Consider the following 26,185-nt stretch of genomic DNA (forward strand, 5'->3'; position numbering starts at 1 on the left):
GGAGCTCATCGGTGGCTGAAGTCGGGCGGGCGCTTCTCGATGAAGGCCGTCATGCCCTCGGTCTGGTCGTCGGTGGCGAATGTCGAGTGGAAAAGCCGGCGCTCGTAGAGAAGTCCTTCGGCCAGCGTCGATTCGAAGGCGCGGTTGACGGCTTCCTTGGCCATTTGAGCGGACGGTAGCGACATCTGCGAGATCGTCTTGGCGACGGCTTTGGCTTCGGTCAGCAAGTCGTCGGCGGGCACGATGCGTGAAACCAGGCCGCTGCGTTCGGCTTCCGCGGCGTCGATGGTGCGACCGGTCAGGATGAGGTCCATCGCCTTGGCTTTGCCGATGGCCCGGGTCAGCCGCTGCGACCCGCCCATTCCGGGAATGACGCCGAGCTTGATCTCCGGCTGGCCGAATTTCGCTGTGTCGGCGGCGATCAGGAGGTCACACATCATCGCCAGCTCACAGCCGCCACCGAGGGCGTAGCCGGCGACCGCCGCGATCGTCGGGGTGCGCACGGCGGCCAACTTGCCCCAGGGCGCGAAGAAGTCGGCACCGAAGGCGTCGGCGAACGTCAGTCCGGCCATCTCCTTGATGTCGGCGCCGGCGGCGAACGCCTTGGCCGAACCGGTGATGATGATCGCCCCTGTCGCTGGGTCCTGGTCCAATTCCGTTGCGGCGCTGGTGACTTCATTCATCACCTGGCTGTTGAGTGCGTTGAGCGCCTTCGGCCTGTTCAGTGTGATGATGCCGACTCGTTCTTCGCGCTCGACCAGAATGGTTTCGTACGCCATGTGTTACCTCCTAGAACTCCAGGTCGTCGTCGACGGGCTGGAAGTATGCCGTGATATCGGCCAGGGTGACCTCGGCCAGTGATGCGGGTGACCACTTCGGATTGCGGTCCTTGTCGACCAGCTGCGCGCGAATGCCTTCCACCAGATCATGTGAACGTAACGAGGCGCTTGATACTCGATAGTCTTGCACCAGAACGTCTTCCAGCGTTGGCAGGTCTTTTGCGCGACGGACCGCCTCGAAAGTCACCGAGAGCGCGATGGGGGAGCGGGTGTTGATCAGGTCGGCGGCGTCGTTGGCGGGTTTGGCGTCGTGGCTTTTCAAAGCGGCCACGATATCGAGCACGCTGTCGGCCCGGTAGCACTCGTCGATCCACTCGCGTTGTGCCGCAAGCTCACTCGGTGGGGGTTCGATTGCATGCCGGGCCAGTGCGCCTTCCACGCCGTTGGTAGCGACGGCCGCGGTGAACGCGTCGAGTTCGCTGTGCGGCACGTAGTGATCGGCGAACCCCAGCGCAATGGCGTCGGCGCCGTTGAACGGCGCTCCGGTGAGTGCGGCGTGCAGGCCCAGCTTGCCGGGCGCACGGGACAGCAGATACGTCCCGCCGACGTCGGGGATGAACCCGATGCCGACCTCGGGCATCGCGACCTTCGAGGTGTCGGTCACCACGCGGGTGTTGGCGTGGGCGCTGACGCCGACGCCACCGCCCATCACGATGCCGTCCATCACCGCCACGTAGGGCTTGGTGAAGCGGCCGATCAGACCGTTCATCAGGTATTCGTCGCGCCAGAACCGGCGGGCGTCGGTCCCGTCTTTACGCGCGCTGTGGTAGATGGCCACCACGTCGCCGCCGGCGCACAGCCCGCGCTCGCCGGCACCGCTGAGCACCACCGCGCGCACCGCGTCGTCGCGGCCCCACCGGATCAGCACGGTGCTGAGGAGGTCCACCATCGTCCGGTTCAGCGAATTGATGGCCTTGGGCCGGTTGAGGGTGATGTAGCCGACGCCGTCGACGACGCTGGTCAGGACTTCGTCGGATTCCCCGGTCACGGCCCCCTCAGCAACCCCAGTCATGCGTTCGCCTCCCCTTCGCCGCAATCCGCTCGGCCCCGCTCACCCGGGCCATGAGTTTGACGAGCAATCTAGATCGTGACTCGCTCGGCGATGCCCGCGGGTCTAAGGTTTAGGGTGATCCAAGCGAGCTATACGGGTCCCTGACTGACTACGAAACGCCAGCTCCGCCGGGAACTCGGGCGGACCACCACTCGTTGAGCGATTGTTCGCACGTTCGAAGCCATAGCCATTGAGAGAGGATCCGACGGTGCGGGAGACAAGTAACCCGGTATTTCGTTCGCTGCCGAAGCAGGCGGGCGGATACGCGCAATTCGGCCCCGGCGTGCAGTCGGGCTATCCGGCCGACCCCTACGCGCCCTACCAGCAGGGTCGTGAGGCTCGCGTCTCGCGCCCGCTGACCATTGACGACGTCGTCACCAAGACCGGGCTGACCCTGGCCATGCTGTCGACGACCGCGATCGTTTCCTACTTCCTGGTTGCGACCAACCTGAAGCTGGCGATGCCGCTGACGATGGTCGGTGCGTTCGGCGGTTTGGCGCTGGTGTTGGTCGCGACGTTCGGCCGCAAGCAGGACAACCCGGCGATCGTGCTCAGCTACGCCGCGCTCGAGGGTTTGTTCCTGGGCGCCATCTCGTTCCTGCTCGCCAACTTCTCGGTGGGATCGGCGAATGCGGGGATGCTGATCGGCGAGGCGGTGCTCGGCACACTCGGGGTGTTCTTCGGCATGCTGGTCGTCTACAAGACCGGCGCCATCCGGGTCACGCCTAAATTCACTCGCATGCTGGTCGCCGCGATGTTCGGCGTGCTGGTGCTGATGCTCGGCAACTTCGTGCTGGCGATGTTCCACGTCGGTGGCGGCGAGGGGCTGGGTCTTCGCAGTGCCGGGCCCATCGGGATCATTTTCTCGCTGGTGTTCATCGGCATCGCGGCCTTCAGCTTCCTGATTGACTTCGACGCGGCCGATCAGATGATCCGCGCTGGCGCGCCGGAGAAGGCCGCTTGGGGTATCGCCCTGGGCCTGACGGTGACGCTGGTGTGGTTGTACCTGGAAATCCTGCGTCTGCTGAGTTACCTGCAGAACGACTAACCCCATTGACGGGCAGAGCCGGCACACCGCCTTCGGTGTGCCGGCTTTTCCTTTGGGGTAGCGCCGGCGGGCGCTCCCCGCGCTGGCGTGTGCGCCCCGCTCTGGCGTTGCGGCCCGCTCTGGCGTTGCGGCCCGCGCTGGCGTGGCGGCCCGCGCTGGCGTGTGCGCCCCGCTCTGGCGTTGAGCCCCGCTCTGGCGTGTGCGCCCCGCTCTGGCGTTGAGCCCCGCTCTGGCGTGTGCGCCCCGCTCTGGCGTTGAGCCTGCATTGAGGGCGGGGGCCACTCGAACTTCGTCGCCCTTGACGCAGAGTCAACGCGTGCTCAGCGCGTCCCATGCCTCCCGAACCCGTCGAACTACTTCGCTGGGCCGGTGGCGTCCGACCACCCGAATGACGGTCCAACCCACTCGCCGGATGTACTCCTGCCGGTCCACGTCCGATGCGTACTGGGCGGGGTCGGTCCAATGCTGGTCGCCGTCGTATTCGGCAGCCAACATGATGTCCTCCCAGCCCATATCGAGGAAATAGCGAGGGAAACCGTCCCGGCCCGGCACCGGTATCTGGGTCTGGGGCTTCGGGAAACCCGCGTTGATCAACAGCAGGCGCAGCCAAGTCTCTTTCGGCGACTGTGCTCCCGCGTCGACCAATTCCAATGCGGTCTCCAGTTGCCGTAAGCCCCGCACACGCCGATGATTGGCGGCTAACTCAGCGACATCCGGCACTTTGAAGTCCGTCGCGGCAGCAAGCGCATCGAGACTGGCAACGGCCCGACTCAACGCCCCGCGCCGGCCGATATCGAATGCCGTGCGCTCCGGCGTCGTGACCGGGAGTCCGTGCAAGATTTGCGTCTCGCCGTCCAACAACCGTTCATCACGCGTGATGACGCGTTGCGGCGCCCTGGCGTTGCGCCAGATCAATTCGATCGCCGCCGCGTGATCGATCCACTTCGAGCCATGCATCGCCGACGCCGCGGCGCCGGCGATCACCGCCTCCCGCCGCGACCACAACCAGGCTGCCGTCGTGCGTTGTCGCAAGGTCGGCTCCACCCGCTTGTTGAGGTAGACGTTCGGCATGATCGCGCGGTAGTACCTGCGCAGCTCATGGCGCGTCAGGACGCCGGCGGTCAGTGCTTCACTGCCAATAAACGGTTGCGGCGCGCTTGTCATGCCGACATGTTGGCGACTTACACCGACAGCGCCGTCGACTCTGCGGCACGGGCGACAAAATGCGAGTGGGCCCCGCCCTGAGCGCAGGCTCAACGCACAGACGCGAGGCCGCACGCCGACAGCGCCGTTGACTCTGCGGCGCGGGCGACAAAATGCGAGTGGGCGCCGCCCTGAGCGCAGGCTCAACGCACAGACGCGAGGCCGCACGCCGACAGCGCCGTTGACTCTGCGCCACGGGCGACAAAATGCGAGTGGGCCCCGCCCTGAGCGCAGGCTCAACGCCCAAAGCGCGCTACAGCCGCTCGATCACCATCGCCATGCCCTGGCCGCCGCCGACACACATGGTCTCGACGCCGAAGGTCTTGTCATGTGTAGTCAGGTTGTTCAGCAGCGTGGCGGTGATCCGGGCGCCGGTCATGCCGAACGGGTGGCCCAGGGCGATCGCGCCGCCCGACACATTCAGCTTGTCTTCGTCGATACCCAGCTCGCGCGCCGAACCCAGCACCTGCACCGCGAAGGCCTCGTTGATCTCGAACAGGTCGATGTCGCTCACGGACATGCCGGCTCGGGCCAGCGCCTGCTTGGTCGCCTCGATCGGGCCCAGACCCATGATTTCCGGGGACAATCCGCTGACGCCGGTGGACACTATGCGTGCCAGCGGCTTCAGGCCCAGCTCCTTGGCCTTGACGTCGCTGGTGATCACCACCGCCGCGGCACCATCGTTCAACGGGCACGCGTTGCCCGCCGTCACCGTGCCGTTGGGCCGGAACACCGGCTTGAGCTCGCTGATCTTCTCGTACGTGGTCCCGGCGCGCGGGCCGTCATCGGTGCTCACGGTCGAACCGTCGGGCAGCGTGACGGGGGCGATCTCGCGCTCGAAGAAGCCGCTCTTGATCGCTTCCTCGGCCCGGTTCTGACTGCGCACTCCCCAGTGGTCCTGGTCCTCGCGAGAAATGCCGGTCAGCAGTGCGACGTTTTCGGCGGTCTGGCCCATCGCGATGTAGATGTCGGGGACGTTGCCGTCGGCACGGGGGTCGTGCCATTCGTCGGCGCCGGCGGCCGCGGCGCTGGTGCGCTCCTGGGCGGCGTCGTACAGCGGGTTCTTGGTGTCCGGCCAGCCGTCGGCGTTGCCCTTGCCGAACCGCGACACCGTCTCGACACCGGCGGAGACGAAGACGTCGCCCTCGCCGGCCTTGATCGCGTGAAACGCCATCCGGGTGGTCTGCAGCGACGACGAGCAGTAGCGATTGACGGTGGTGCCGGGCAGGAAGTCGTAGCCGAGCGCCACCGCGACGACGCGCGCGATATTGAAACCGGACTCGCCGCCGGGCTGGCCGCAACCCATGATCAGGTCGTCGATCTGGTGAGGGTTGAGGGCGGGCACCTTGTCGAGCGCGGCGCGGACCATCTGGGCAGCCAGATCATCGGGCCGGATGCTGATCAGCGACCCCTTCATGGCGCGGCCGATCGGCGAACGGGCGGTTGAAACGATGACGGCTTCCGGCATGACGGCTCCTCGATTGCGGTGTGCGAAGCCGAGCCTAACGCGCCTTACCCAGAGGCGGCCGCGGCGGTCGCACCCGCCGGCGACGGGCGGGACCACAATCGAGACACGATCGTCCGTCGGGCGGCAATGGCCGGTAGCGCAGCGGGACGGGCGAGCACGGGAACCTTCTCGCTCAGCGCTTCGCACAGCGCCAGCAGCAACTGCTCGGCCGCCTCGGCATAGCCGGCCGCCGAGGGGTGGTAGCGGTCGGAGGAGAACATCAGCTCCGGCATCTCCCGGAACTTGGGTGCGAGCAGATGCGCCAGGGGCACCGGCACCCCGCCGGCGGCTCTGACGGCCGCGGCCTGTGCCCGGGCCAGCTGCAGGCCACGGGTGCGCGCCAGCGAGCGCAGCGGCTGCGGGATCGCGGTGATGAGCCCGAAGTCCGGGCACGTACCGACCACCACGACGGCGCCCCGATTGCGTAGTTTGCGCACCGACGTGCCCAGCCGCTGCGCCGACGGTCCGACACCGTTGAGTGCGGTGATGTCGTTGGCACCGATCATGATGACCGCGACGTCCGGTGGCGGCCCCGCCACGAACATCGCGTCGACCTGACCCATCACCCCTTTCGAGGTGGCGCCGACGATGGCCTTCGTGCTCAGCCTGATTCGTAGCCCGGACTGCTCGGCGAGCCTGCGGGCGATCACCACGCCCGGCACTTCCTCGGCGGTCGCGCACCCGTAGCCGGTGGCCGTCGAGTCGCCGAACACCATCAGGTGCAGGTCGAAAGGCGTGCCGTACCGCCACCGCTGCACCGGGCCGCCGCCGGGGGCATAGACACCGTCGGCACGTGGCGGCGGTTCCCAGTTCTTGGGGATCACGGTGCGGACATGCGTCGCCTGGCCAACCAGCAGGTTGCGTGCGCCCAGATAGGCCGAGCCTGTCGAGGCGAGTGCACCCGCTGTGGCCAAAGCGATCGTCGAACGCCGCGGCACATGCACGCCCACGCGCATCAGTTTAGGACGGTTGTGCTCATTTCGGGGGTAGCTGACAAACAAACCGGTTACGGTGTGAAACAGATGTGGTATCGAAACCGATTAAGTGGAAGTTGAGTGGGTAGAGGACTGTCAAGCTAAGTTTGCGAGGTTGGCTGAACGAATCGCTCAGCTTCTTCGTCGCATGCTGTATCGGACTACAACGGCGTAGGAAGTGTTGAGCATGACCGCACCCGGTAAGGTCTCTGGCGCACCTAGAGTCGCCATTCGCCCGCGCGACGCGCTGAAGGCTCGTAGACTCGAAGCCCGCAGGTTTGCGATCAGCGACGGGGCTCCCGTTGAGGTCGTCGAGTCTGGGCCGAGCGTTGCTGCTCGGTTCGCTACGCTGGCCTCTCGCGTGACGATCCGGCCGGTTTTGGCGGCCGGTAGCTACGTACCTCACCTGCCCTGGCCGTGGGGTCTGATCGACCACGCCGCGCGCGTGCTGTTGCCGGCCACCAGTACCGTCAGGGCCGATGTGACCTTGCCGAATGCGGCGGCACAGCTGGTACGCGCACCCGGGGTACTGCCGGCCGATGGCACCCGGCGGGTCGTCCTGTACCTGCACGGCGGCGCATTTTTGACCTGCGGAGCAAACTCGCACGGTCGACTCGTCGAGTCACTCTCGAAGTTCGCTGACGCACCCGTTCTCGTCGTCAACTATCGGCTGATGCCCAAGCATTCGATCGGCATGGCGCTCGACGACTGCCACGACGGTTACCGATGGCTGCGGCTGCTGGGCTACGACCCGGACCAGATTGTGCTCGGCGGCGACTCCGCCGGCGGGTACCTCGCGCTGTCCCTTGCACAGCGCCTGTTGCGCGAAGGGGAGGAGCCCGCCGCCCTTGTCGCGATCTCGCCACTGCTGCAGCTGGCAAAGGAGCCCAAGCAGTCTCACCCCAACATAAAAACCGACGCGATGTTCCCCTCCAGAGCCTTTGATGCGCTCGGCGCTTTGGTTGCTAGCTGTGCCGCGAAGAACAAGGTGAACGGTCAGCCGGAAGAAATCTACGAGCCCCTCGATCACATCGAGCCGGGCCTGCCGCGGACGCTGATTCACGTGTCCGGCTCCGAGGTGCTGTTGCACGACGCGCAGTTGGCGGCGAGCAGGCTGGCGGCTGTCGGAGTGCCTGCCGAGGTGCGTGTGTGGCCGGGCCAGGTGCACGACTTCCAGGTCGTCGGGCCCCTGGTCCCGGAAGCCGTGCGCTCGCTGCGTCAGATCGGCGAGTACATCCGCGAGGCCACCGGATAGCGCCCGCGCGCCGCCCGGCACCGCCTGCGACGATAGGCGCATGCGGATCGCGCAGCACCTCAGTGACCTCATCGGCAATACGCCCCTGGTTCGGCTGAACTCCGTCGTCCCCGAAGGCGCGGGCATCGTGGCCGCGAAGGTGGAGTACCTCAACCCCGGTGGCAGTTCAAAGGACCGCATCGCCGAGCGGATGATCGACGCCGCTGAGGCCAGTGGCGCGCTGCAGCCCGGCGGCACGATCGTCGAGCCGACCTCCGGCAACACCGGCGTCGGGCTCGCCCTCGTTGCCCAGCGCCGCGGCTACAAGTGCGTGTTCGTCTGCCCGGACAAGGTCGGCGAGGACAAGCGGAATGTGTTGCGTGCGTACGGCGCCGAGGTCGTCGTATGCCCGACGGCGGTGCCGCCCGAGGACCCGGACAGCTACTACAGCGTGTCCGACCGATTGGTCCGGGAAATCCAGGGCGCCTGGAAACCCGACCAGTACTCCAACCCGGAAGGGCCGGCCAGCCACTACGCGACCACCGGTCCCGAGATCTGGGCGGATACCGACGGCAAGATCACCCACTTCGTCGCCGGCATCGGCACTGGCGGCACCATCACCGGCGCCGGGCGCTACCTCAAGGAAGTGTCCGACGGGCGGGTGCGCGTCATCGGCGCCGACCCGGAGGGATCGGTGTACTCCGGGGGCACTGGCCGGCCTTATCTGGTCGAGGGCGTCGGCGAAGACTTCTGGCCGGCGGCTTACGACCCGTCGGTGCCGGACGAGATCATCGCCGTCTCGGACTCCGACTCCTTCGACATGACCCGACGGCTGGCCCGCGAGGAAGCCATGCTGGTCGGCGGATCGTGCGGGATGGCCGTCGTCGCGGCGCTGAAAGTGGCCGAGCAGGCCGGTCCCGACGCGCTGATCGTGGTGCTGCTACCGGACGGCGGCCGTGGCTACATGGCCAAGATCTTCAACGACGCGTGGATGTCGTCCTACGGATTCCTGCGCAGCCGGCTGGACGGCTCGGCCGCCGAGTCGACGGTCGGGGACGTGTTGCGCCGCAAGTCCGGTGCGCTGCCCGACCTGGTGCACACCCATCCGTCGGAAACTGTGCGCGACGCAATCGGGATCCTCCGGGAGTACGGGGTGTCGCAGATGCCGGTGGTCGGCGCCGAGCCGCCGGTGATGGCCGGTGAGGTCGCGGGCAGCGTCTCCGAACGCGAACTGCTGTCGGCGGTGTTCGAAGGTCGGGCCAAGCTGGCTGACGCCGTCAAACAGCACATGAGCCCGCCCCTGCGGTTGATCGGGGCCGGCGAACTGGTCAGCGTGGCCGGGGAGGCGTTGCGCGATCAGGACGCCCTGATGGTCGTCGAGGAAGGCAAACCGGTCGGCGTGATCACCCGTTACGACCTGCTCGGGTTCCTCTCCGAGGGGACGCGACGACGCTAGTGGGGCTGTGACGTGGCTCTCGTCGCTGCGGTACTGTATCCGGCTTAGTTCAGCAAAGTCCGCTCCTGGAAGCTCGGAAGGGTTGCCCCATGACCGATCAGCCGCCGCCCGGCGGGTCCTACCCGCCACCGCCGCCACCGCCTGGCTCCTCCGGTGCCGCGCCCTCCGGTGGGCATCTTCCGCCGTCCGCACCGCCCCCTCCGGGCAGCAGCGGTGACTTTTCGCAGTCCGTCGGCGGCTCAGCGCCGCCGCCGCCTCCTCCGCCGCCGCCCGCGGGCGGCTATCCGCCGCCTCCTCCGGCTGCCGGTGGATATGCGCCGCCGCCGCCGGGGCCCGCGGTCAAGGGGTTGTCGACCGATGCCTACACGCCGTGGCTCACCCGCGTTTTGGCGTTCCTGATCGACTACGCCCCGATCCTCGTCGTCCTCGGAATCGCCCAGGTGATCGACATGCTGACCCAGGAGGAATCCTGCGTCACCAGTGTCAACCAATACGACGTCGCGCAGTACTGCTACACCCAGGGGTCGATCATCGGGACCCTCGCACAGGGGTTGGCGTCGCTACTGATCCTGGCGTATGTGGTCTGGAACTACGGGTACCGTCAGGGCACCACCGGATCGAGCATCGGCAAGTCGATCCTGAAGTTCAAGGTGGTCAGTGAGGTCACCGGAGAGCCGCTCGGCTTTGGCATGTCGCTGGTGCGCCAGCTCGCGCACTTCGTCGACGCGATCATCTGCTACGTCGGGTTCCTGTTCCCGCTGTGGGACAGCAAGCGCCAGACGCTCGCCGACAAGATCATGACGACGGTCTGCCTACCGCTCTAAACGACGTCGAGTCTGCGGTGACGGCGGCGGCCACTCGCACTTCGTCGCCCTCACCGCAGAATCAACGGCACGGCGTGGCGATTAGGCTGGCAGTCGATGAGCGACGACCACGCATTCACCGGACTTGCCACCAAAGCCATCCACGCCGGCTATCGCCCCGACCCGGCGACCGGCGCCGTCAACGCCCCCATCTATGCCAGCAGCACCTTCGCGCAGGACGGCGTCGGCGGTCTGCGCGGCGGATTCGAATACGCCCGCACCGGCAACCCGACCCGGGCCGCGCTGGAGGCCTCGCTGGCGGCGGTGGAGGACGGCGCGTACGGGCGGGCGTTCAGTTCCGGGATGGCCGCCAGCGACTGTGCGCTGCGGGCCATGCTGCGCCCGGGTGACCACGTTGTTATTCCCGACGACGCCTACGGCGGCACCTTCCGGCTGATCGACAAGGTGTTCACGCAGTGGGGTGTCGCGTACACCCCGGCGCCGTTGTCGGATCTGGATGCCGTGCGTGGCGCGATCACCCCGCAGACGAAACTGATCTGGGTCGAGACGCCCACCAACCCGCTGCTGTCGATCGCCGACATCAGTGCGATCGCCCAGCTGGGCGCCGACAATGCGGCAAAAGTGTTGGTGGACAACACCTTCGCTTCCCCCGCGCTGCAGCAGCCGTTGACCTTGGGTGCCGACGTGGTGTTGCATTCGACCACCAAATACATCGGCGGGCACTCCGATGTGGTCGGGGGCGCACTGGTGACCAATGACGAACAACTGGACCAGGCGTTCGCCTTCCTGCAGAACGGGGCGGGGGCGGTGCCCGGTCCGTTCGACGCCTATCTCACCCTGCGCGGCCTCAAGACGCTGGTGCTGCGGATGCAGCGACACAGCGAAAACGCCGCAGCCGTGGCGGAGTTCCTGGCCGGCCATCCGGCCGTGAGCACCGTGCTCTATCCCGGTCTGCCGAGCCACCCCGGGCATGAGGTCGCCGCGCGGCAGATGCGCGGCTTCGGTGGCATGGTCTCGGTGCGGATGCGCGGCGGGCGTGCGGCCGCCGAGAAGCTCTGTGCTCAGACGAGCGTCTTCATTCTGGCCGAGTCGCTGGGCGGCGTGGAATCGCTGATCGAACACCCCAGCGCCATGACGCACGCCTCCACCGCCGGGTCACAGTTGGAAGTTCCCGACGACCTGGTGCGGCTGTCGGTCGGCATCGAGGATGTCACGGATCTGCTGGCCGACCTGGATCAGGCGCTGGGCTGACGGCCCGCGAGCAGACACAAAAGCCCCTTGGAGCGTCCGCTCCGGGGAGCTTTTGTGTCTGCTCGCGCCACCTCGCGCCAACAAAGTCAGGAGTGGTAGGGCTCCGCGCTGACCAGGGTCACCTCAACGGTGTTGCCGCTGGGCACCTTGTAGCTGCGGGTCTCGCCCACCTTCGCGTCGATCAGCGCACCACCCAGCGGCGAGTTCGGTGAGTACACCTCGAGCTTGCCGTCGTTGACGCCTTCTTGGCGGGTGGCGATCAAGAAGGTCTCGCTGTCGTCTTTGTCGCCGTTGTAGTAGACCTTCACCACCGAACCCGGCAGTGCGACACCGGACTGCTTGGGCGCCTCGCCCACCTTGGCGTTGTTGAGCAGATCCTGCAGCTGGCGGATGCGGGCCTCCTGCTGACCCTGCTCCTCGCGCGCGGCGTGATATCCGCCGTTCTCGCGAAGATCACCCTCTTCCCGGCGGTCGTTGATCTCGGCGGCGATGACCGGACGATTCGCGATCAACTGGTCGAGCTCGGCCTTGAGTCGGTCATGTGATTCCTGGGTCAACCAGGTCACCTGAGTGTCCGTCATCTCGTGGCGCTCCTTGTGATTGTTGTTCCGCGCAAGCTCTGGTCCCGATGTTGGGCGTCTGCGGGTCCCCACCCCGGGTGCTGCAACTCCGTTCTGCTCACGGCCTCTAATGCAGCAATACACGGTCCCCGGCAGGACCGTGCATTCACCCATGTTACCACCGCGCAAACAGTGGATGACCGATATATCCGCAGTTCGGCGTTTTGTTGTGCGGTTACTGCGACCGCAGATACGCGGGCACGTCCGCGCCGCAGCCGTATACGTCCGCCACGGCCGGCGGCTTACTCGATTTCAGTGTCGTGGACACCTGCACGGTCTGCTGGTTGGCGGGGGGAACCAGCACTTCCCGACGACCCGTTTCGCTGCCGTCTTTAGACCTGACCCGCACGATGCAGTCCACCGGTCGCGAGGGGTCGCGGCGGTACACGCTGATCGTCACCGACGCCGTCTCGTCGTCGATAACCTGATAGCCGGCCAGGGTGCCCTTGAGTGGCGCCGACCCGATCTGCCGATAGGCCACCACGGCGATCGCGACTCCCAGTGCCAGGACCAGCACCGTCAGCCCGACGACGACGCGGCGCCGCGTTTTCCGCGAAAGCCGGTCACGTCCGTAGCGTGCCTCGGGCCGGGAGAAGGAATCTTCCGTCACGTGCTCAGTCATGCCCTCGGGAGTTGTGGGGTACAGGAGAACTGGAAGTATAGGGGGCACTCACAGGGTCGGTGGGCGGCCAACGGACGGACTCGGAAGAACAGACACAAGGGAGCTCGTGAGCAAACTGCGATTGATGGCGGTGCATGCCCACCCCGACGACGAATCCAGCAAGGGGGCCGCGACGCTGGCGCGCTACGCCGACGAGGGCCATCGCGTCATGGTGGTAACCCTGACCGGCGGCGAACGCGGTGAGATCCTCAACCCGGCCATGGACCTTCCCGACGTGCACGGGCACATCCACGAGATCCGCCGGGACGAGATGGCCAAGGCCGCGGAGATCCTGGGTGTCGAACACCACTGGCTGGGCTTCGTTGACTCCGGCCTGCCCAAGGGCGACCCGCCGCCGCCCCTGCCGGAAGGCTGCTTCGCCCTGGTGCCACTGGAGGAATCCACCGAAGCGCTGGTGCGCGTGGTGCGCGAGTTCCAGCCGCACGTGATGATCACCTACGACGAGAACGGCGGCTATCCGCACCCCGACCACATCCGCTGTCACGAGGTGTCCGTCAGCGCCTATGAGGCCGCCGGTGACTATCGCCGGTTCCCCGACGCCGGAGAGCCGTGGGCGGTGTCCAAGCTGTACTACGTGCACGGGTTTCTGCGGGCGCGCATGCAGCTGCTGCAGGACGAGTTCATCAAGCACGGGCAGGAGGGTCCGTTCGGGAAGTGGCTCGAGCACTGGCTGCCCCAGCACGACCATTTCGAGAAGCGGGTGACCACGCGCGTGGAGTGCTCGGCGTACTTCGGCCAACGCGACGACGCCCTGATCGCGCATGCGACCCAGATCGACCCGAACGCAGAGTTCTTCGCCGCTCCGATCGAGTGGCAGGAACGGCTCTGGCCGACCGAGGAGTTCGAGCTGGCCCGCTCGCGAGTGCCGGCCCGCCTGCCTGAGACCGATCTGTTCGAGGGGATCTTCGAGAGAACCGAGGCACCGTGAACCACTTTCTGCTCAGCGTGATCGCTGCCGGGCCCAAGAACAACGGCCCGGATTTCGGCAAGGCCAGTCCACTCGGGCTGGTGGTGGTCGTATTGCTCATCGTCGCCACCGTTTTCCTGGTCCGCTCGATGAACAGGCAGCTCAAGAAGGTCCCGGAGTCCTTCGATCGCCAGCATCCCGAGCCGGATCAAGCCGCCGACGAGGGCACCGACGCGGTAGATGCGGTCGAACGGCCCGCCACCGACACCGACAGCAACCGACCGCCGGGCCCGGCCCATGACCCCGGCTGAGCCGGCCGGGACGAACAACCTGGGCCAAGCCACCAGCCCATATCTGCGTCAGCACGCCGACAACCCGGTGCACTGGCAGCAATGGAGTCCGGAGGCCCTCGCGGACGCCGCGGCACGCGACGTGCCGGTCCTGCTGTCCATCGGTTACGCCGCGTGCCACTGGTGCCATGTGATGGCCCACGAATCGTTCGAGGACGACGAGGTGGCCGCCGTCATGAACGCCGGCTTCGTCTGCATCAAGGTGGATCGCGAAGAGCGCCCCGACATCGACTCGGTCTACATGAACGCCACCGTCGCGCTCACCGGGCAGGGCGGCTGGCCGATGACGTGCTTCCTCACCCCCGATGGGCGGCCCTTCTTCTGCGGCACTTACTACCCCAAAGACGCTTTCCTGCAGCTGCTTTCGGCAATCACCGAAACATGGACGCAGCGCCGGAACGAGGTCGAGGAAGCCTCGGACCACATCGCCGGCGAGTTGCGGTCGATGGCGTCAGGTCTGCCCGGTGGGGGACCGGAGATCGCGCCCGGCCTGTGCGACGACGCGGTTGCCGCGGTGCTGCGCGACCAGGACACGGTGCACGGGGGTTTCGGCGCAGCACCGAAGTTCCCGCCGTCGGCGCTGCTCGAGGGTCTGCTGCGCCACCACGAGCGCACCGGGTCGGTTGACGCCTTGCAGGCGGTGTCTCGCGCCGGCAGTGCGATGGCCCGCGGCGGCATCTACGACCAACTCGCCGGCGGCTTCGCCCGCTACAGCGTCGACAACGCTTGGGTGGTGCCGCATTTCGAGAAGATGTTGTACGACAACGCACTGCTGCTGCGCTGCTACGCGCACTGGGCCCGCCGGACCGGTGATCCGCTGGCCCGCCGGGTCTCGGCCCAGACCGCGCGATTTCTGCTTGACGACCTGGCCGACGGCGACATGTTCACCTCGTCGCTGGACGCCGACGCGGACGGCCGCGAGGGCTCGACCTACGTTTGGACGCCGGCGCAGCTGGCCGAGGTGCTCGGCGACGACGACGGCGCATGGGCCGCAACGGTTTTCGGGGTGACCCGAGGGGGCAACTTCGAGCACGGATCATCGGTGCTGCAGTTGCTCGAAGACCCCGACGACCCGGCACGCCTGGAACGCATTCGGTCGGCGCTGCTGGCGGCGCGGCTCACCCGGGCCCAGCCCGGACGGGACGACAAAGTGGTCACCTCGTGGAACGGGCTGGCGATTACGGCGCTGGCCGAAGCCACTGTGGCGCTTGACGATTCAGAGCTGGCGCAGGCTGCGCGACGTTGCGCGACCGCGCTGCTGAACCTGCATCTCGTCGACGGCCGGCTGCGGCGGGCCAGCCTGGGCGGGGTGGTGGGCGACAGCGCGGCCATCCTGGAGGATTACGCGATGCTGGCCACTGGATTGCTGGCGCTGTACCAACTGAGCCCCGACGACGCCTGGCTGGCCGCGGCCACCGGCCTGTTGGACACCGCGGTCCGGCACTTCAGCGACCCACGGCATCCCGGTCGCTGGTTCGACACCGCCGACGACGCCGAGCAACTCGTGCTGCGACCGGCCGACCCCATGGACGGGGCCACGCCCTCAGGGGCGTCGTCGATCGCCGAGGCCCTGCTGACCGCCGCTCACCTCACCGATGCCGACCGGGCCGCGACGTACCTGCAGATGGCCGGGGACACGCTGGACGCGCACTCGGTGCTGCTGGCCCGGGCCCCACGTTCGGCCGGGCACTGGCTGGCGGTCGCCGAAGCCGCGGTGCGCGGGCCACTGCAGATCGCGGTCGCGTGCGCCGACACGACGTCGCCGCTGCTGGCCGACGCCCGGCGGCTCGCGCCCGGCGGGGCGATCGTCGTCGGCGGCGTCATGGACTCGTCACCCCTGCTGGCCGGCCGCGACCGGGTGGCCGGGGCCGACGCCGCCTATGTGTGCCGGGGCCGGACGTGCGACCTGCCGGTGACCAGTGCAGACCGACTCGCCACCGCCCTGGGGATACCCGGGTAGTAGCGTGCGTCACATGCCGAACAGCCCCGACAGGTCGCAAGCGATCACCGAAACGGTCACCCGCTACATCGCCACGGTCACCGACGGCAGCGCGGATGATCTGGCGGCGTTCTACGCCGATGACGCCACCCTGGAGGATCCGGTCGGCGGCGAGGTGCACATCGGCACCAACGCCATTCGCAGTTTCTATTCCTCCGTCACCGGTGTCCAGCGTGACTGCGAGCTGGTGACTCTGCGCGTCTCGGGCAATGAGGCGGCGTTCCATTTCCGGCTGACGATCACCGCCGGCGACAACAAGATGCGGATCGAGCCGATCGAGACGATGGTGTTCGACTCCGACGGGAAGGTCACCGCGATGAAGGCTTACTGGTCACCGGCTGATGTGACTCAGCTCTGAGCTCGACTCAGAAGACCACGAACCACATGGCGATGTAGTGGCAGATCGCCGCCACGGCGGTGCAGGCGTGGAAAAACTCGTGGTAGCCGAAGGTCGACGGCCACGGGTCGGGCCACTTCAGCGCGTAGAGGATGCCGCCGATGCTGTACAGCGCGCCGCCGACGAACAGCAGCACCATCGCCGCCACTCCGGCGTTGTGCAGGATCGAGCTGGTGTACCAGACCGCTACCCACCCCAGCAGGATGTAGAGCGGCACGCCCACCCAGCGCGGGGCGGTCGGCCACAGCATCTTGAGGGTGACTCCCGCCAGCGCACCGCCCCACACGATCGCCAGCACCACGTGCCCGTCATGCCCGGGCAATGCCAGCAGGGCGAACGGCGTGTAGCTGCCGGCGATGAAGATGAAGATCATCGAGTGATCCGCACGCTTCATCCACATGCGGGCGGTGTTCGACTTCCAGTTCACCCGGTGGTAGGTGGCACTGACGGTGAACATGATGATGGTGGCGAACGTGTAGAGCATCGTCGCCAGGCCGGCCTTGGTGGAATCGAGCGCCCACGACACGGCGACCAGCGATGCGCCGGCGAAAACGGCGGCACCCGCGGAGTACACGTGTATCCAGCCGCGGAAGCGCGGCTTCTTGAGAACCTTGGCGACGCCCTCGGCGATCTGGTGGGCGGCGTTGGCCGGCGATGGGCCCTCGTGGTCCGGTCCTGTGCTGGTGAGCGTGCTGGTCTGGCTGCTCATCTGTCCTGGTGCCCCGCCTTGTCCGTCGGTCGGTATCTGATCTCAAGGGTAGCGGGATCAGCTGAGAGAACACGCTTAGACTTGGCGTGATATTGCCGGACATGGCAGCCGGAATTTGGTGTTGGTCACAGTAGTGTGGGATGTCGTGGAAATCATCCCGCCGCGGATCAAGGAGCCGTTGTACCGGCTGTACGAGCTGCGACTGCGGCAGGGGTTGGCCGCGTCCCGATCCGAGTTGCCGCGCCACATCGCGGTGTTGTGCGACGGCAACCGGCGGTGGGCGCGCAGCCTGGGGTATGACGACGTCAGCGTCGGCTACCGGATGGGCGCGATCAAGATCGCCGAGATGTTGCGGTGGTGCCAGGAAGCCGGGATCGAGATGGCCACCATCTATCTGCTGTCGACCGAGAACCTGCAACGCGACCCTGACGAACTCGCCGCGCTGCTCGAGATCATCACCGACGTCGTCGAAGAAATCTGCGCTCCGGCCAACCGTTGGAGCGTCCGAACGGTAGGCGATCTGGAGTTGCTGGGCGAGGCTCAGGCCCGCCGGTTGCGGGGCGCCGTGGATTCCACGCCCCAGAACGCGTCCTTCCACGTCAACGTCGCGGTGGGTTACGGCGGCCGTCAGGAAATCGTCGACGCGGTGCGCGCGCTGCTGGGCAAGCGACTCGCCGACGGCGCCACCGCCGAGGAACTCATCGACGCCGTTACCGTCGAAGGGATCTCCGAAAATCTCTACACCTCGGGGCAACCCGACCCCGACCTGGTGATCCGAACCTCAGGTGAGCAGCGGCTGTCCGGTTTTTTGCTGTGGCAGAGCGCTTACTCGGAGATGTGGTTCACTGAGGCGCACTGGCCCGCGTTCCGGCGGGTCGATTTTCTGCGCGCACTGCGCGACTACAGCATGCGCAACCGCCGTTACGGCAAGTAGCGGAGCGTCCGTACCGGACGATGCCGGGCTGCCGTTCGGCGTGTCGTTTTAGGCCAGTTTTGTCACACCTACTGTGTCATTTCGGTCGCCTGGGGGCAGGCAAGAGATCCTGACAGCAAACTTCCCTACGTTGCGCCTGGGTAACGAGCGGCCAAAAAATTTCACAGCCAACCCTCATATTAGCTAGGCTATCGAGCCACTTGTCGGACGGTTACTGATCAGTAGGCTGTGTCTAATAGCAAGCTAAATCGGCTGTGACACAACTCTTTTCAGACTTCAATAAGTTGTGGGGCGGGTGACGTCCAGATCGAGGGGCGCTTACTAACATGAATTTAATAGTGCGTATTGGCTATTGCGACTTCGGCTAACGGTGTACAACAGCGCGCACAGCGACACGCTCAGAAAAATCTGAAAATACGTGTTGTCAGATCTGGTGTTTCCGTCTTGCGTGGATGTACATTCCCAATCGCGTGTCCAACCATCGGCCATGAACCACAGGAGTTTCAGCGATGTCGTATTTGGTGGCTGCCCCCGACCTGCTCGCTGCTGCGGCAACGAATTTGCAGAGTCTGGGTGCGTCGATCAACGAGGCCAACGGGACCTGGGCAGGTCCTATCACCTCGTTGCTGCCGGCCGCTCGCGACGAGGTGTCGACCGCCATCGCTGCGCTGTTCGGCACGCACGCACAGGGCTACCAAGCCTTGAGTTCCGAAGCCCAGGCGTTCCATCAGCAGTTCGTGCAGGCTTTGAACAGCGCCGGCAATGCGTACTCCGCAGGCGAGGCGTTCAACGCCTCGCCGCTGCAGGCCGTGTCAGACCTGATCAACGCGCCATCGCAGGCACTCTTCCAGCGTCCGCTGATCGGCAACGGCGCTGACGCCGCCCCGGGCAGCGGCGCCAACGGTGGCGCGGGCGGTTTGCTGTGGGGCAACGGCGGGGCCGGTGGATCCGGCGCCGCGGGTCAAGCCGGAGGGGCCGGTGGAGCGGCGGGTTTGTTCGGTAACGGCGGGGTCGGCGGGGTCGGCGGAGCGGGCGCCGTCGGCGGAAACGGCGGCTCCGGCGGGACGCTCTGGGGCAACGGCGGTATGGGCGGAACGGGCGGTATCGGGGCCACGGCTGGCGCGATCGGCGCCGCGGGGGGCAACGGCGGAAACGCTGGGTTCTTTGGTAACGGCGGGGTTGGCGGCGCTGGCGGAGTTGGCGGTGCCGGTGACCAGCTGTTGGGCATCCACGGCGGCAATGGCGGGGTCGGCGGTGTGGGCGGTAACGGCGGGACGGTGTTCAGCCAGGCCGGCGTCGGCGGCGCCGGTGGCGCGGGTGGCGCGGGTTGGGTGGGTGCCGATGCGACGACCCCCGGTGGCGCCGGCGGCACTGGCGGCAACGGCGGAAATGGCGGTGCCGGCGGTGCGGCCGGCGGTACCGGCATGTTCGGCTCCGGTGCGGTGGGCGGCGCCGGTGGTGCGGCCGGGCTAGGCGGTAACGGCGGGGCCGGTGGCGGCGGCGACATCGGCACTCCCAACGGCGGGGCGGGCGGCCAGGGCGGCAACCCCGGCATCGGCGGAGTGGGCGGAGCGGGTTCACTCGGCGCGGCAAACGGCGCCATGGGCGCGGCGGCAACTACCGGCGGCAACGGTGGTGCCGGCGGTGCGGGCCTGACCGCCGCGGGTGGCTCGAACGCAGCCGGCGGCAACGGCGGCGCCGGCGGGAACGCCGGGACGGCTGGCCACGGCGGCATCGGTGGCGCCGGCGGTAACGGTGACGGCAGCGGAGCGGGCGGCACCGGCGGTGCCGGTGGCGTCGGCGTGGTCGGTGGTATTGGTGGCGCCGGCGGTGACGGCGGCGTGACGGGCAACGGTGGCAACGGTGGTGCCGGCGGTGCCGGTGTGGCCGGCGCCGCCGGAGCGAACGGGGCTACCCCAGGAGCCGCGGGCGCCACGGGTGCAGTCGGTGGCACCGGTGGCGTCGGTGGTGCCGGTGGCCGCGGCGGTGCCGTGTCAGGCAACGGCGGAAACGGCGGTGCCGGTGGCGTCGGCGGGCTCGGCGGAGCCGGCGGTTCCGGAGCGACCGGGGCCGACGCAGCCGTCGCCGGAGCCACCGGCGGAACCGGCGGCATCGGCGGCAGTGGCGGCGCCGGTGGACACGGCGGTGCCGGCGGGGCCGCCGGCGTCGCGCTGGGCAGCGGGACCGGTGGGATCACCGGCGTCGGCGGCGCGGGCGGCCAGGGCGGTGCCGCTGGGATCGGCGGCGATGGCGGGGTCGGCGGAGCTGGCGACATCAACGTGCGTAACGGCGGTACCGGCGGCCAGGGTGGAAATCCCGGCGTCGGCGGGGCCGGCGGGGCTGGCGGAGTGAACGGCACCGGAACCAGCGTCTCCGCGTCCGGTTCGGCGGGGACGGCCGCATTGAGTGGCGGCAACGGCGGCGCCGGTGGCGCGGGCTGGAACGCGACCTCTCCAGGCGCCAACGGCGGTGACGGCGGGCGCGGCGGCGCCGGCGGTCGCGTCGGAAACGGTGGCGCGGGCGGTGCCGGCGGTAACGGCGCCATCGGCGCCACCGGCACCGATCCGACCCAGACCGGCGGCGCCGGCGGGACCGGCGGCAACGGCGGTAACGGCGGCGAGGGTGGTGCGGCCGGGACAACCGCGGGCTTCGGCGGGGCCGGCGGACAGGGCGGCATCGGCGGGCAGGGCGGTACCGGCGCGGCCGGCGCCAACGCAACCGACCCGTCCCAGATCGCCGGCACCGGTGGAAACGGCGGAGCCGGTGGGCAAGGTGGCAACGGCGGTAAGGGTGGCAACGCGCCGAACCCCCTCGGCAACCTGGGTGTCGGCGGTAACGGTGGCGCCGGCGGCGCGGCCGGGTTGGGCGGTGATGGTGGTCATGGCGCCAACGGCACCATCGACAGCATCAACGGGGGTGCCGGTGGACTCGGCGGTAACCCGGGCACCGGCGGCGGCGGTGGCCAGGGTGCCTTCGGGTCGACCAGCGGTGGCAACGGAGCCGCCGGTGCCGCGGCGACCGCAGGCGGCAACGGCGGCGCCGGTGGTGACGGGTACAACGCCGCTGCCGGCACGGTGACCGGTGCCGCCGGCGGCAACGGTGGCGCCGGCGGCGCCGGCGGCGCAGTCGGCAACGGCGGTGCGGGCGGCAAGGGTGGAGACGGTGCCACGGGCGCGCAGGGCGCCACCGGTGGCACCGGCCTGACCGGAGAGACGGGTCAGGCCGGTGGGATCGGCGGTAACGGCGGTGCCGGCGGTGTGGCCGGGGCGCTCGCGGGTAACGGCGGTGCCGGTGGTGCCGGCGGTGCCGGCGGTAGCGGCGGCGTAGGTGGTACCGGCGGTGTCGGTGCGGACGGTGCCGACGGTGGCGGAACCGGCGGCGTGGGTGGCCAGGGCGGCGTCGGCGGGGCGGGTGCCGTCGGCGGTAACGGTGGTGCGGGCGGTGCGTCCGCGAAGGGCATCGCGGGGGCCCTCGGCGCCGGTGGTGCTGGCGGAAGCGGTGGAGCGGCCGGCGTCGGAGGCACCGGTGGTGTCGGTGGAAACGGCAACTCCGGCAGCGTCAACGGCGGTACCGGCGGGCAGGGCGGTAACCCAGGCACCGGAGGTGCCGGTGCGGCGCACGGGAGTGGCGGCGCGGGCACCGGCCCGAACGGCGTCACTGGCGCTGCCGCGACCACTGGCGGCGACGGTGGCGTCGGCGGCAAGGGTTATGCCGCCGAGGCCGGCTCGAACGCGAACGGTGGCGTCGGCGGCGACGGTGGCGCCGGCGGCGTTCTGGGTAGCGGTGGTGCCGGCGGCGTCGGTGGCGCCGGCGACGGCACTGGCACCGGCGGCGCCGGTGGTCACGGTGGCGACAGCGGAGCGCAGGCCGGCAACGGTGGTGTCGGTGGTGCCGGTGGCGCTGGTGGCGAAACGGGCGCCGGTGGCATCGGTGGTACGGGTGGCCTCGGCCAATCGCCGGTGGGTGTTGGCGGTGCAGGGGGTCACGGCGGCGCCGGCGGTACGACATCCGGTGACGGCGGCGCCGGTGGTACCGGCGGTATCGGTCAGGCCGGCGGCGGCGCCGGCGGTCATGGTGGTGATGCCGGAAAGAGTGGCACCGGCGGCGCGGGTGGCAGCGGTGGTGCGGGTCTGGCGGGCAAGGCCGGTGCGGCTGGGGTCGGCTCGGGCGGCAATGGCGCCGACGGAGTTGCGGGCGGTTTCGGTGGTGCCGGCGGTGACGGTGGTGCCGGCGGCACGGTGTCCGGTAACGGCGGAGCCGGCGGTATGGGTGGCGCCGGGGCGCAAGGCGGTACCGGCGGTAAAGGCGCCAACTCGACGAACCCGACCACCGCTGGTGGCGCCGGTGGCGCCGGCGGTGCCGGCGGCGTGGGTGGCGCCGGCGGTAACGGTGGTGCCGCTACTGCGGGAACCCAGGGTGCTGCCGGAGACGGCGGTGCCGGTGGGGCGTCCGGCCTGGGCGGCGACGGCGGCCGCGGTGCCGACGGCACCGTGGGCAACATCAACGCGAGCAATGGTGGTAAGGGCGGCGACGCGGGCGCTGTCGGGACCGGCGGAGCGGCAGGAACCGGCTCAACTACCGGAAACAACGGTGCCGACGGTGCCGCGGCCAGCAGTAGCGGCCATGGCGGCGATGGCGGTAACGGCTTCAACGCCGGCGCGCTCACCAACGGCTCGGCCGGTGGCAACGGCGGCAACGGTGGTGCCGGTGGTTCGGTGGGTAACGGCGGCGCCGGCGGCACGGGCGGCAACGGCGCGACCGGAACCGTCGGCACGGCTGGCACGGGTACCGGTACCGGTGGCACCGGTGGCGCGGGCGGTATCGGTGGCAACGGTGGCGCCGGTGGCGCGGGCGGCTCGATCTCCGGCAATGGCGGTAACGGCGGCCTCGCGGGTAACGGTGGCCAAGGTGGCGTGGGCGGTGCCGGCGCCAGTTCCACGTCAACGGCCGTCGGCGGCAATGGTGGACTCGGCGGAACCGGTGGTGGCGGTGGTATAGGTGGGGCCGCGGGTGCCGCGACGAACGGAACCTCGGGTGCTGCCGGTAACGGCGGTAACGGCGGCAATGGCGGCGCCGGCGGCGCTGCCGGCAACGGCTTCAACCGCGCGAACGGTACCGCCGCCAACGGAACCAACGGCGGCAACGGTGGTGCCGGTGGCAATGCCGGTTCGGGCGGCGCCGGCGGGACCGGCACCGCGACCACCGCGGGCGGCGCCGGCGGTAACGGCGGTCAAGGTGGACTCGGCGCCAACGGTGGCCTCGGCGGTAACGGTAGTAGCGGCACCACGACCCAGGCTGGCGGTGCTGGTGGTACCGGCGGCATCGCCGGTGCCGGCGGTAACGGTGGCAACGCCGGCGCCGGCGGCGCGGGCAGCTCCGGTGGCGCGGCCGGCCTGGCCGGAGCCGGTGGCGGGGGCGGCACCGGTGGTGCGGGCGGTAGCGGCGGCAATGCCGGGCCGAACACCGCCACCACCGGTGCGGCCGGCGGTGCGAGCGGCGCCGGTGGCGCCGGAGCCAACGGCGGAACCGGTGGTAACGGCGCATCCGGCGGTGCAGCCACCAGCGGCACGCCGGGAGCCGCCAGCAACGGTGGCGCGGGCGGCAGCGGCGGCAACGGCGGGGCGTCTGGCAACGGCGGCGCCGGTGGTAAGTCCACCTCGACGGGCACCGGCGGGGCCGGCGGCTCGTCCGCCAACGGCGGCGCCTCCGGCAATGGTGGCGTTGGCGGCACGGGCGGTGCCGGCACCGCCACCACCGCGGGCGGCACCGGTGGGGTCGGTGGTACCGGTGGCGTCGGTGGGGCCTCGGGTAACGGCGGCACCGGTGGCGTCGGCGGTACGACGGGGGCCGGAGGTGTCGGCGGAAGCGTCGGTACCGGTGGTGCCGGTGGCATCGGCGGGAATGGTGGTGCCGGTGGTGCCGGCAACTCCGGCGGTGGCACACCGGCCGGCGGAACCGGCGGGGCGGCCGGCAATTCCGGTAACGGCGGCAACGCCGGCACGGCCGGCGCTGGTGGCAACTCCACAACCGGTGCCACCGGCGGCAAGGGCGGCAACGGTGGCACCGGCGGTGCCGGCGGTAACAAGGCCACCGGCGGCGCGGGCGGCGCCGGACTGGGTGGTGCGGTCACCGGTGGAACCGGCGCCAACGGCACCCCCGGCAACGGCGGCACCGGCAGCAACGGCGCCGCCGGCGGCAACCCGACTCCGGGCAACACCGGCACCAACGGCAGCAACGGCCCCAACGGCACCTAGCAACTCCATCCGGTCTACCAGGCATTACTCCACACATGGGCGAACAGCGACCGTCAGAAATGCAAGGAAGAGGATTGAGCCGGTGAGTTTTTTGACCTTGCCACCCGAGATCAACTCCCTGAACATGCTGCTCGGCGCCGGATCGGCGCCCATGGCGTCGGTCGCGTCGGCGTGGGACGGTCTGGCGTCCGAGCTGAGCTCCGCGTCATCGTTCTTCGAGGGAGTCACCTCGGGTCTGATCAACGACGCCTGGCAGGGCCCGGCTTCGTTGGAGATGGCAGCGGCCGCCACGCCCTACACCGCGTGGCTGAGTGCCGCCGGAATCGCGGCCCAGGAGGCGGCGTCGCAAGCCCGGGCGGTGGTGTCCGCCTTCGAAACGGCCCGATCGATCATCGTTCATCCGGCGCTGATCGCGGGCAACCGCAATTCGCTGGTCTCCCTGGTGATGTCGAACCTGTTCGGCCAGAACGCACCGGCCATCGCTGCCGTGGAAGAGATCTACGAGCAGTTCTGGGCACAGGACGTGGTCGCGATGCTGGGCTACCACGGCGGGGCAGCGGCCGCGGCAGCGGCGTTGACGCCGTTCGCCAAGGTGCCGGGGGGCGTTTCGTCCGGCGCCGGGGGCTTCGCCAAAGCCGTGGTGGCCGAGCTGTCCGGCCTCGCCGGCGGTCTGAACCCCGGCGCCCTCAAAGCGGGCCTCGGTGCGATCAACACCAGGATGACCAGCCTCCCGGGCGGGTTCAACCTCGCCGGCGTCCTGCGCAATCTGCAGCAGAGCACCGGCGGCCTCGCCAACCTCCGACTGCATGATCTAGGCGGCATCGGGACCGGCGGACCAACCGCGGCGAGCGGCTTGGGATCGTTCGGCCGGCAAGGCTTCGGACCGGGTTCGTGGGGTCGCTTCGGCGGCTCCGGCGCCGGACTGCGGGCGCTTGTCGCGAGTCTGTCCGGTTCCGGGGGGCTGAACAGTTTGCTCACCAACGCGACCGTGACCAGCGCGTTGAGCAGCCCGACCGTCGCTAACCTGCTGACCAGCAAGGCGTTCAGCAGCTTGTTGAGCAACCCGGCCATCAGCAACCTGCTGGCGCACAGCCTGAACCCCGGCACGGCGGAAGCGATCGTCACCGACGCCTTCGGTAACACCGGCACCGGCAATATCGGGTTCGGTAATACCGGTGATTACAACATCGGGTTCGGTAACACCGGTAACGGCAATGTCGGCATCGGCAACTCCGGCTTTGATCTGCGCGGCATTCTGAATTCCGGGGTCGGCAATTCTGGGTTGTTCAATACCGGTAGTTACAACACCGGTATCGGCAATTCCGGCATCGGCAATACCGGGTTGTTCAACCCGGGCAACGTCAACACCGGTATCGGGAACCGCGGCAGCTACAACACCGGAAGCTTCAACGAGGGCAGCTTCAACAGCGGTGATTTCAATAGCGGGGACACCAACACCGGCTGGTTCAATACCGGGGACCTCAACACCGGCATCGGCAATTCCGGTGACGTCAACACCGGTATCGGCAACTCCGGGGACATGAACAACGGGATGTTCGTCCGGGGCGATGCCCAGGGCATGACCGGTGTTTCCTACTCGATCCACATCAACCAGATTCCGGTGGACTTCGGCATGCGATTCCCGGTGAACACGACGATATCTGGTGGCACATTCGACATCACCACGCTGCCGTTCAACATCGGGGCGCTCAATCTAAATACTCTCAGCAACACGTCCGGCACCATCGGCCCCATCAGCGTTCCGACCATAACGATCAGCGGACCACGGCTCTCCTTCACGCTCGGCGGCCCGGGATACACAACGTACGGCGGCATTTCCGGCACCGTGGGCCCGATGGATATCCCGTTGTTCTCGATCCCGGCGGGCCCGGGCATCGGCAATACCACCGGTGCGCCGTCGTCGGGGTTCTTCAATAGCGGCTCGG

The 26,185-nt window shown here is 68.6% G+C and carries 20 protein-coding genes; 12 read left to right on the forward strand and 8 right to left on the reverse strand.

The window, feature by feature from the left end; genetic code table 11:
• Positions 1-5: 5 nt before the first annotated feature.
• On the reverse strand, positions 6-779 hold the full coding sequence (locus AWC08_RS07565; protein ID WP_065137221.1) for an enoyl-CoA hydratase: 774 nt from the start codon (positions 777-779) through the stop codon (positions 6-8).
• A 10-nt stretch (positions 780-789) separates the two neighbouring features.
• A complete protein-coding gene (locus AWC08_RS07570; RefSeq protein WP_065137222.1) occupies positions 790-1,827 on the reverse strand; it encodes an enoyl-CoA hydratase/isomerase family protein in 1,038 nt (345 codons plus the stop codon).
• A gap of 271 nt (positions 1,828-2,098) precedes the next feature.
• Here AWC08_RS07570 and AWC08_RS07575 point away from each other — a divergent pair, with 271 nt between their 5' ends.
• Positions 2,099-2,938 (forward strand): Bax inhibitor-1/YccA family protein, encoded by an 840-nt coding sequence (locus AWC08_RS07575; protein ID WP_065137223.1) that lies wholly within the window; start codon positions 2,099-2,101, stop codon positions 2,936-2,938.
• 309 nt (positions 2,939-3,247) lie between these two features.
• Here the strand turns inward: AWC08_RS07575 and AWC08_RS07580 are convergent, their stop codons facing one another.
• The 3 genes from AWC08_RS07580 to AWC08_RS07590 form a co-directional block, all read right to left on the reverse strand.
• Complete coding sequence (locus AWC08_RS07580; protein WP_069434471.1) at positions 3,248-4,102, reverse strand: hypothetical protein; 855 nt, start codon at positions 4,100-4,102, stop codon at positions 3,248-3,250.
• A 292-nt stretch (positions 4,103-4,394) separates the two neighbouring features.
• Positions 4,395-5,609 (reverse strand): acetyl-CoA C-acetyltransferase, encoded by a 1,215-nt coding sequence (locus AWC08_RS07585; RefSeq protein ID WP_069434472.1) that lies wholly within the window; start codon positions 5,607-5,609, stop codon positions 4,395-4,397.
• A gap of 44 nt (positions 5,610-5,653) precedes the next feature.
• Positions 5,654-6,586 carry an SGNH/GDSL hydrolase family protein gene (locus tag AWC08_RS07590; protein ID WP_142283462.1) on the reverse strand — a complete coding sequence of 311 codons (933 nt, stop codon included), beginning with the start codon at positions 6,584-6,586 and terminating at the stop codon, positions 5,654-5,656.
• Between the two features lie 223 nt (positions 6,587-6,809).
• Here AWC08_RS07590 and AWC08_RS07595 point away from each other — a divergent pair, with 223 nt between their 5' ends.
• The 4 genes from AWC08_RS07595 to AWC08_RS07610 all read left to right on the forward strand — a co-directional run bounded on the left by AWC08_RS07595 (position 6,810) and on the right by AWC08_RS07610 (position 11,387).
• Positions 6,810-7,877, forward strand: a complete 1,068-nt coding sequence (locus AWC08_RS07595; protein ID WP_065137241.1) for an alpha/beta hydrolase — start codon at positions 6,810-6,812, stop codon at positions 7,875-7,877.
• A gap of 40 nt (positions 7,878-7,917) precedes the next feature.
• The gene (locus AWC08_RS07600) at positions 7,918-9,312 is read left to right on the forward strand and encodes a cystathionine beta-synthase (RefSeq protein WP_065137226.1); all 1,395 of its coding nucleotides are present in this window, start codon (positions 7,918-7,920) and stop codon (positions 9,310-9,312) included.
• 89 nt (positions 9,313-9,401) lie between these two features.
• A complete protein-coding gene (locus tag AWC08_RS07605) occupies positions 9,402-10,136 on the forward strand; it encodes an RDD family protein (RefSeq protein WP_065137227.1) in 735 nt (244 codons plus the stop codon).
• Positions 10,137-10,232: 96 nt separating this feature from the next.
• Entirely contained in the window at positions 10,233-11,387 is a 1,155-nt protein-coding gene (locus AWC08_RS07610; protein ID WP_069434474.1) for a cystathionine gamma-synthase, read from the forward strand.
• Positions 11,388-11,473: 86 nt separating this feature from the next.
• On the opposite strand, the gene greA is transcribed toward AWC08_RS07610, so the two are convergent.
• Entirely contained in the window at positions 11,474-11,968 is a 495-nt protein-coding gene (gene greA, locus AWC08_RS07615) for a transcription elongation factor GreA (RefSeq protein WP_065137229.1), read from the reverse strand.
• 214 nt (positions 11,969-12,182) lie between these two features.
• Positions 12,183-12,629 (reverse strand): DUF4307 domain-containing protein, encoded by a 447-nt coding sequence (locus AWC08_RS07620; protein ID WP_069434475.1) that lies wholly within the window; start codon positions 12,627-12,629, stop codon positions 12,183-12,185.
• Between the two features lie 106 nt (positions 12,630-12,735).
• Here AWC08_RS07620 and mca point away from each other — a divergent pair, with 106 nt between their 5' ends.
• Genes mca through AWC08_RS07640 form a run of 4 tightly spaced genes read left to right on the forward strand, consistent with a single transcriptional unit; the run spans position 12,736 to position 16,303 of the window.
• Complete coding sequence (gene mca / locus AWC08_RS07625; protein ID WP_069434476.1) at positions 12,736-13,617, forward strand: mycothiol conjugate amidase Mca; 882 nt, start codon at positions 12,736-12,738, stop codon at positions 13,615-13,617.
• On the forward strand, positions 13,614-13,907 hold the full coding sequence (locus AWC08_RS07630; RefSeq protein WP_065137232.1) for a hypothetical protein: 294 nt from the start codon (positions 13,614-13,616) through the stop codon (positions 13,905-13,907). The genes mca and AWC08_RS07630 overlap by 4 nt, the downstream gene beginning before the upstream one ends.
• Entirely contained in the window at positions 13,894-15,906 is a 2,013-nt protein-coding gene (locus tag AWC08_RS07635) for a thioredoxin domain-containing protein (protein ID WP_069434477.1), read from the forward strand. The genes AWC08_RS07630 and AWC08_RS07635 overlap by 14 nt, the downstream gene beginning before the upstream one ends.
• Before the next feature lie 13 nt (positions 15,907-15,919).
• Entirely contained in the window at positions 15,920-16,303 is a 384-nt protein-coding gene (locus tag AWC08_RS07640) for a nuclear transport factor 2 family protein (RefSeq protein WP_069434478.1), read from the forward strand.
• A 7-nt stretch (positions 16,304-16,310) separates the two neighbouring features.
• Here the strand turns inward: AWC08_RS07640 and trhA are convergent, their stop codons facing one another.
• On the reverse strand, positions 16,311-17,051 hold the full coding sequence (gene trhA, locus AWC08_RS07645; protein WP_065137235.1) for a PAQR family membrane homeostasis protein TrhA: 741 nt from the start codon (positions 17,049-17,051) through the stop codon (positions 16,311-16,313).
• Positions 17,052-17,196: 145 nt separating this feature from the next.
• Here trhA and AWC08_RS07650 point away from each other — a divergent pair, with 145 nt between their 5' ends.
• From AWC08_RS07650 to AWC08_RS07660, 3 genes are all read left to right on the forward strand, one after another.
• Positions 17,197-17,985 carry a (2Z,6E)-farnesyl diphosphate synthase gene (locus AWC08_RS07650; RefSeq protein ID WP_065137242.1) on the forward strand — a complete coding sequence of 263 codons (789 nt, stop codon included), beginning with the start codon at positions 17,197-17,199 and terminating at the stop codon, positions 17,983-17,985.
• A 509-nt stretch (positions 17,986-18,494) separates the two neighbouring features.
• Positions 18,495-24,239: a PE family protein gene (locus AWC08_RS07655; protein WP_142283456.1), complete on the forward strand. Its 5,745-nt coding sequence runs from the start codon at positions 18,495-18,497 to the stop codon at positions 24,237-24,239.
• 124 nt (positions 24,240-24,363) lie between these two features.
• A partial coding sequence (locus AWC08_RS07660) for a PPE domain-containing protein (protein WP_419196905.1) occupies positions 24,364-26,185 on the forward strand: 1,822 nt, incomplete at its 3' end.

The organism is Mycobacterium gordonae (assembly GCF_002101675.1).
GTDB lineage: Bacteria > Actinomycetota > Actinomycetes > Mycobacteriales > Mycobacteriaceae > Mycobacterium > Mycobacterium gordonae.

Excerpts from the sequence above, each read along its gene's own strand:
- AWC08_RS07565 (WP_065137221.1), bottom strand. The coding sequence starts at position 779 with ATGGCGTACGAAACCATTCTGGTCGAGCGCGAAGAACGAGTCGGCATC.
- AWC08_RS07580 (WP_069434471.1), bottom strand. The coding sequence starts at position 4,102 with ATGACAAGCGCGCCGCAACCGTTTATTGGCAGTGAAGCACTGACCGCC.
- AWC08_RS07585 (WP_069434472.1), bottom strand. The coding sequence starts at position 5,609 with ATGCCGGAAGCCGTCATCGTTTCAACCGCCCGTTCGCCGATCGGCCGC.
- AWC08_RS07595 (WP_065137241.1), top strand. The coding sequence starts at position 6,810 with ATGACCGCACCCGGTAAGGTCTCTGGCGCACCTAGAGTCGCCATTCGC.
- AWC08_RS07600 (WP_065137226.1), top strand. The coding sequence starts at position 7,918 with ATGCGGATCGCGCAGCACCTCAGTGACCTCATCGGCAATACGCCCCTG.
- AWC08_RS07605 (WP_065137227.1), top strand. The coding sequence starts at position 9,402 with ATGACCGATCAGCCGCCGCCCGGCGGGTCCTACCCGCCACCGCCGCCA.
- AWC08_RS07610 (WP_069434474.1), top strand. The coding sequence starts at position 10,233 with ATGAGCGACGACCACGCATTCACCGGACTTGCCACCAAAGCCATCCAC.
- greA (WP_065137229.1), bottom strand. The coding sequence starts at position 11,968 with ATGACGGACACTCAGGTGACCTGGTTGACCCAGGAATCACATGACCGA.
- AWC08_RS07620 (WP_069434475.1), bottom strand. The coding sequence starts at position 12,629 with ATGACTGAGCACGTGACGGAAGATTCCTTCTCCCGGCCCGAGGCACGC.
- AWC08_RS07635 (WP_069434477.1), top strand. The coding sequence starts at position 13,894 with ATGACCCCGGCTGAGCCGGCCGGGACGAACAACCTGGGCCAAGCCACC.
- AWC08_RS07640 (WP_069434478.1), top strand. The coding sequence starts at position 15,920 with ATGCCGAACAGCCCCGACAGGTCGCAAGCGATCACCGAAACGGTCACC.
- trhA (WP_065137235.1), bottom strand. The coding sequence starts at position 17,051 with ATGAGCAGCCAGACCAGCACGCTCACCAGCACAGGACCGGACCACGAG.
- AWC08_RS07655 (WP_142283456.1), top strand. The coding sequence starts at position 18,495 with ATGTCGTATTTGGTGGCTGCCCCCGACCTGCTCGCTGCTGCGGCAACG.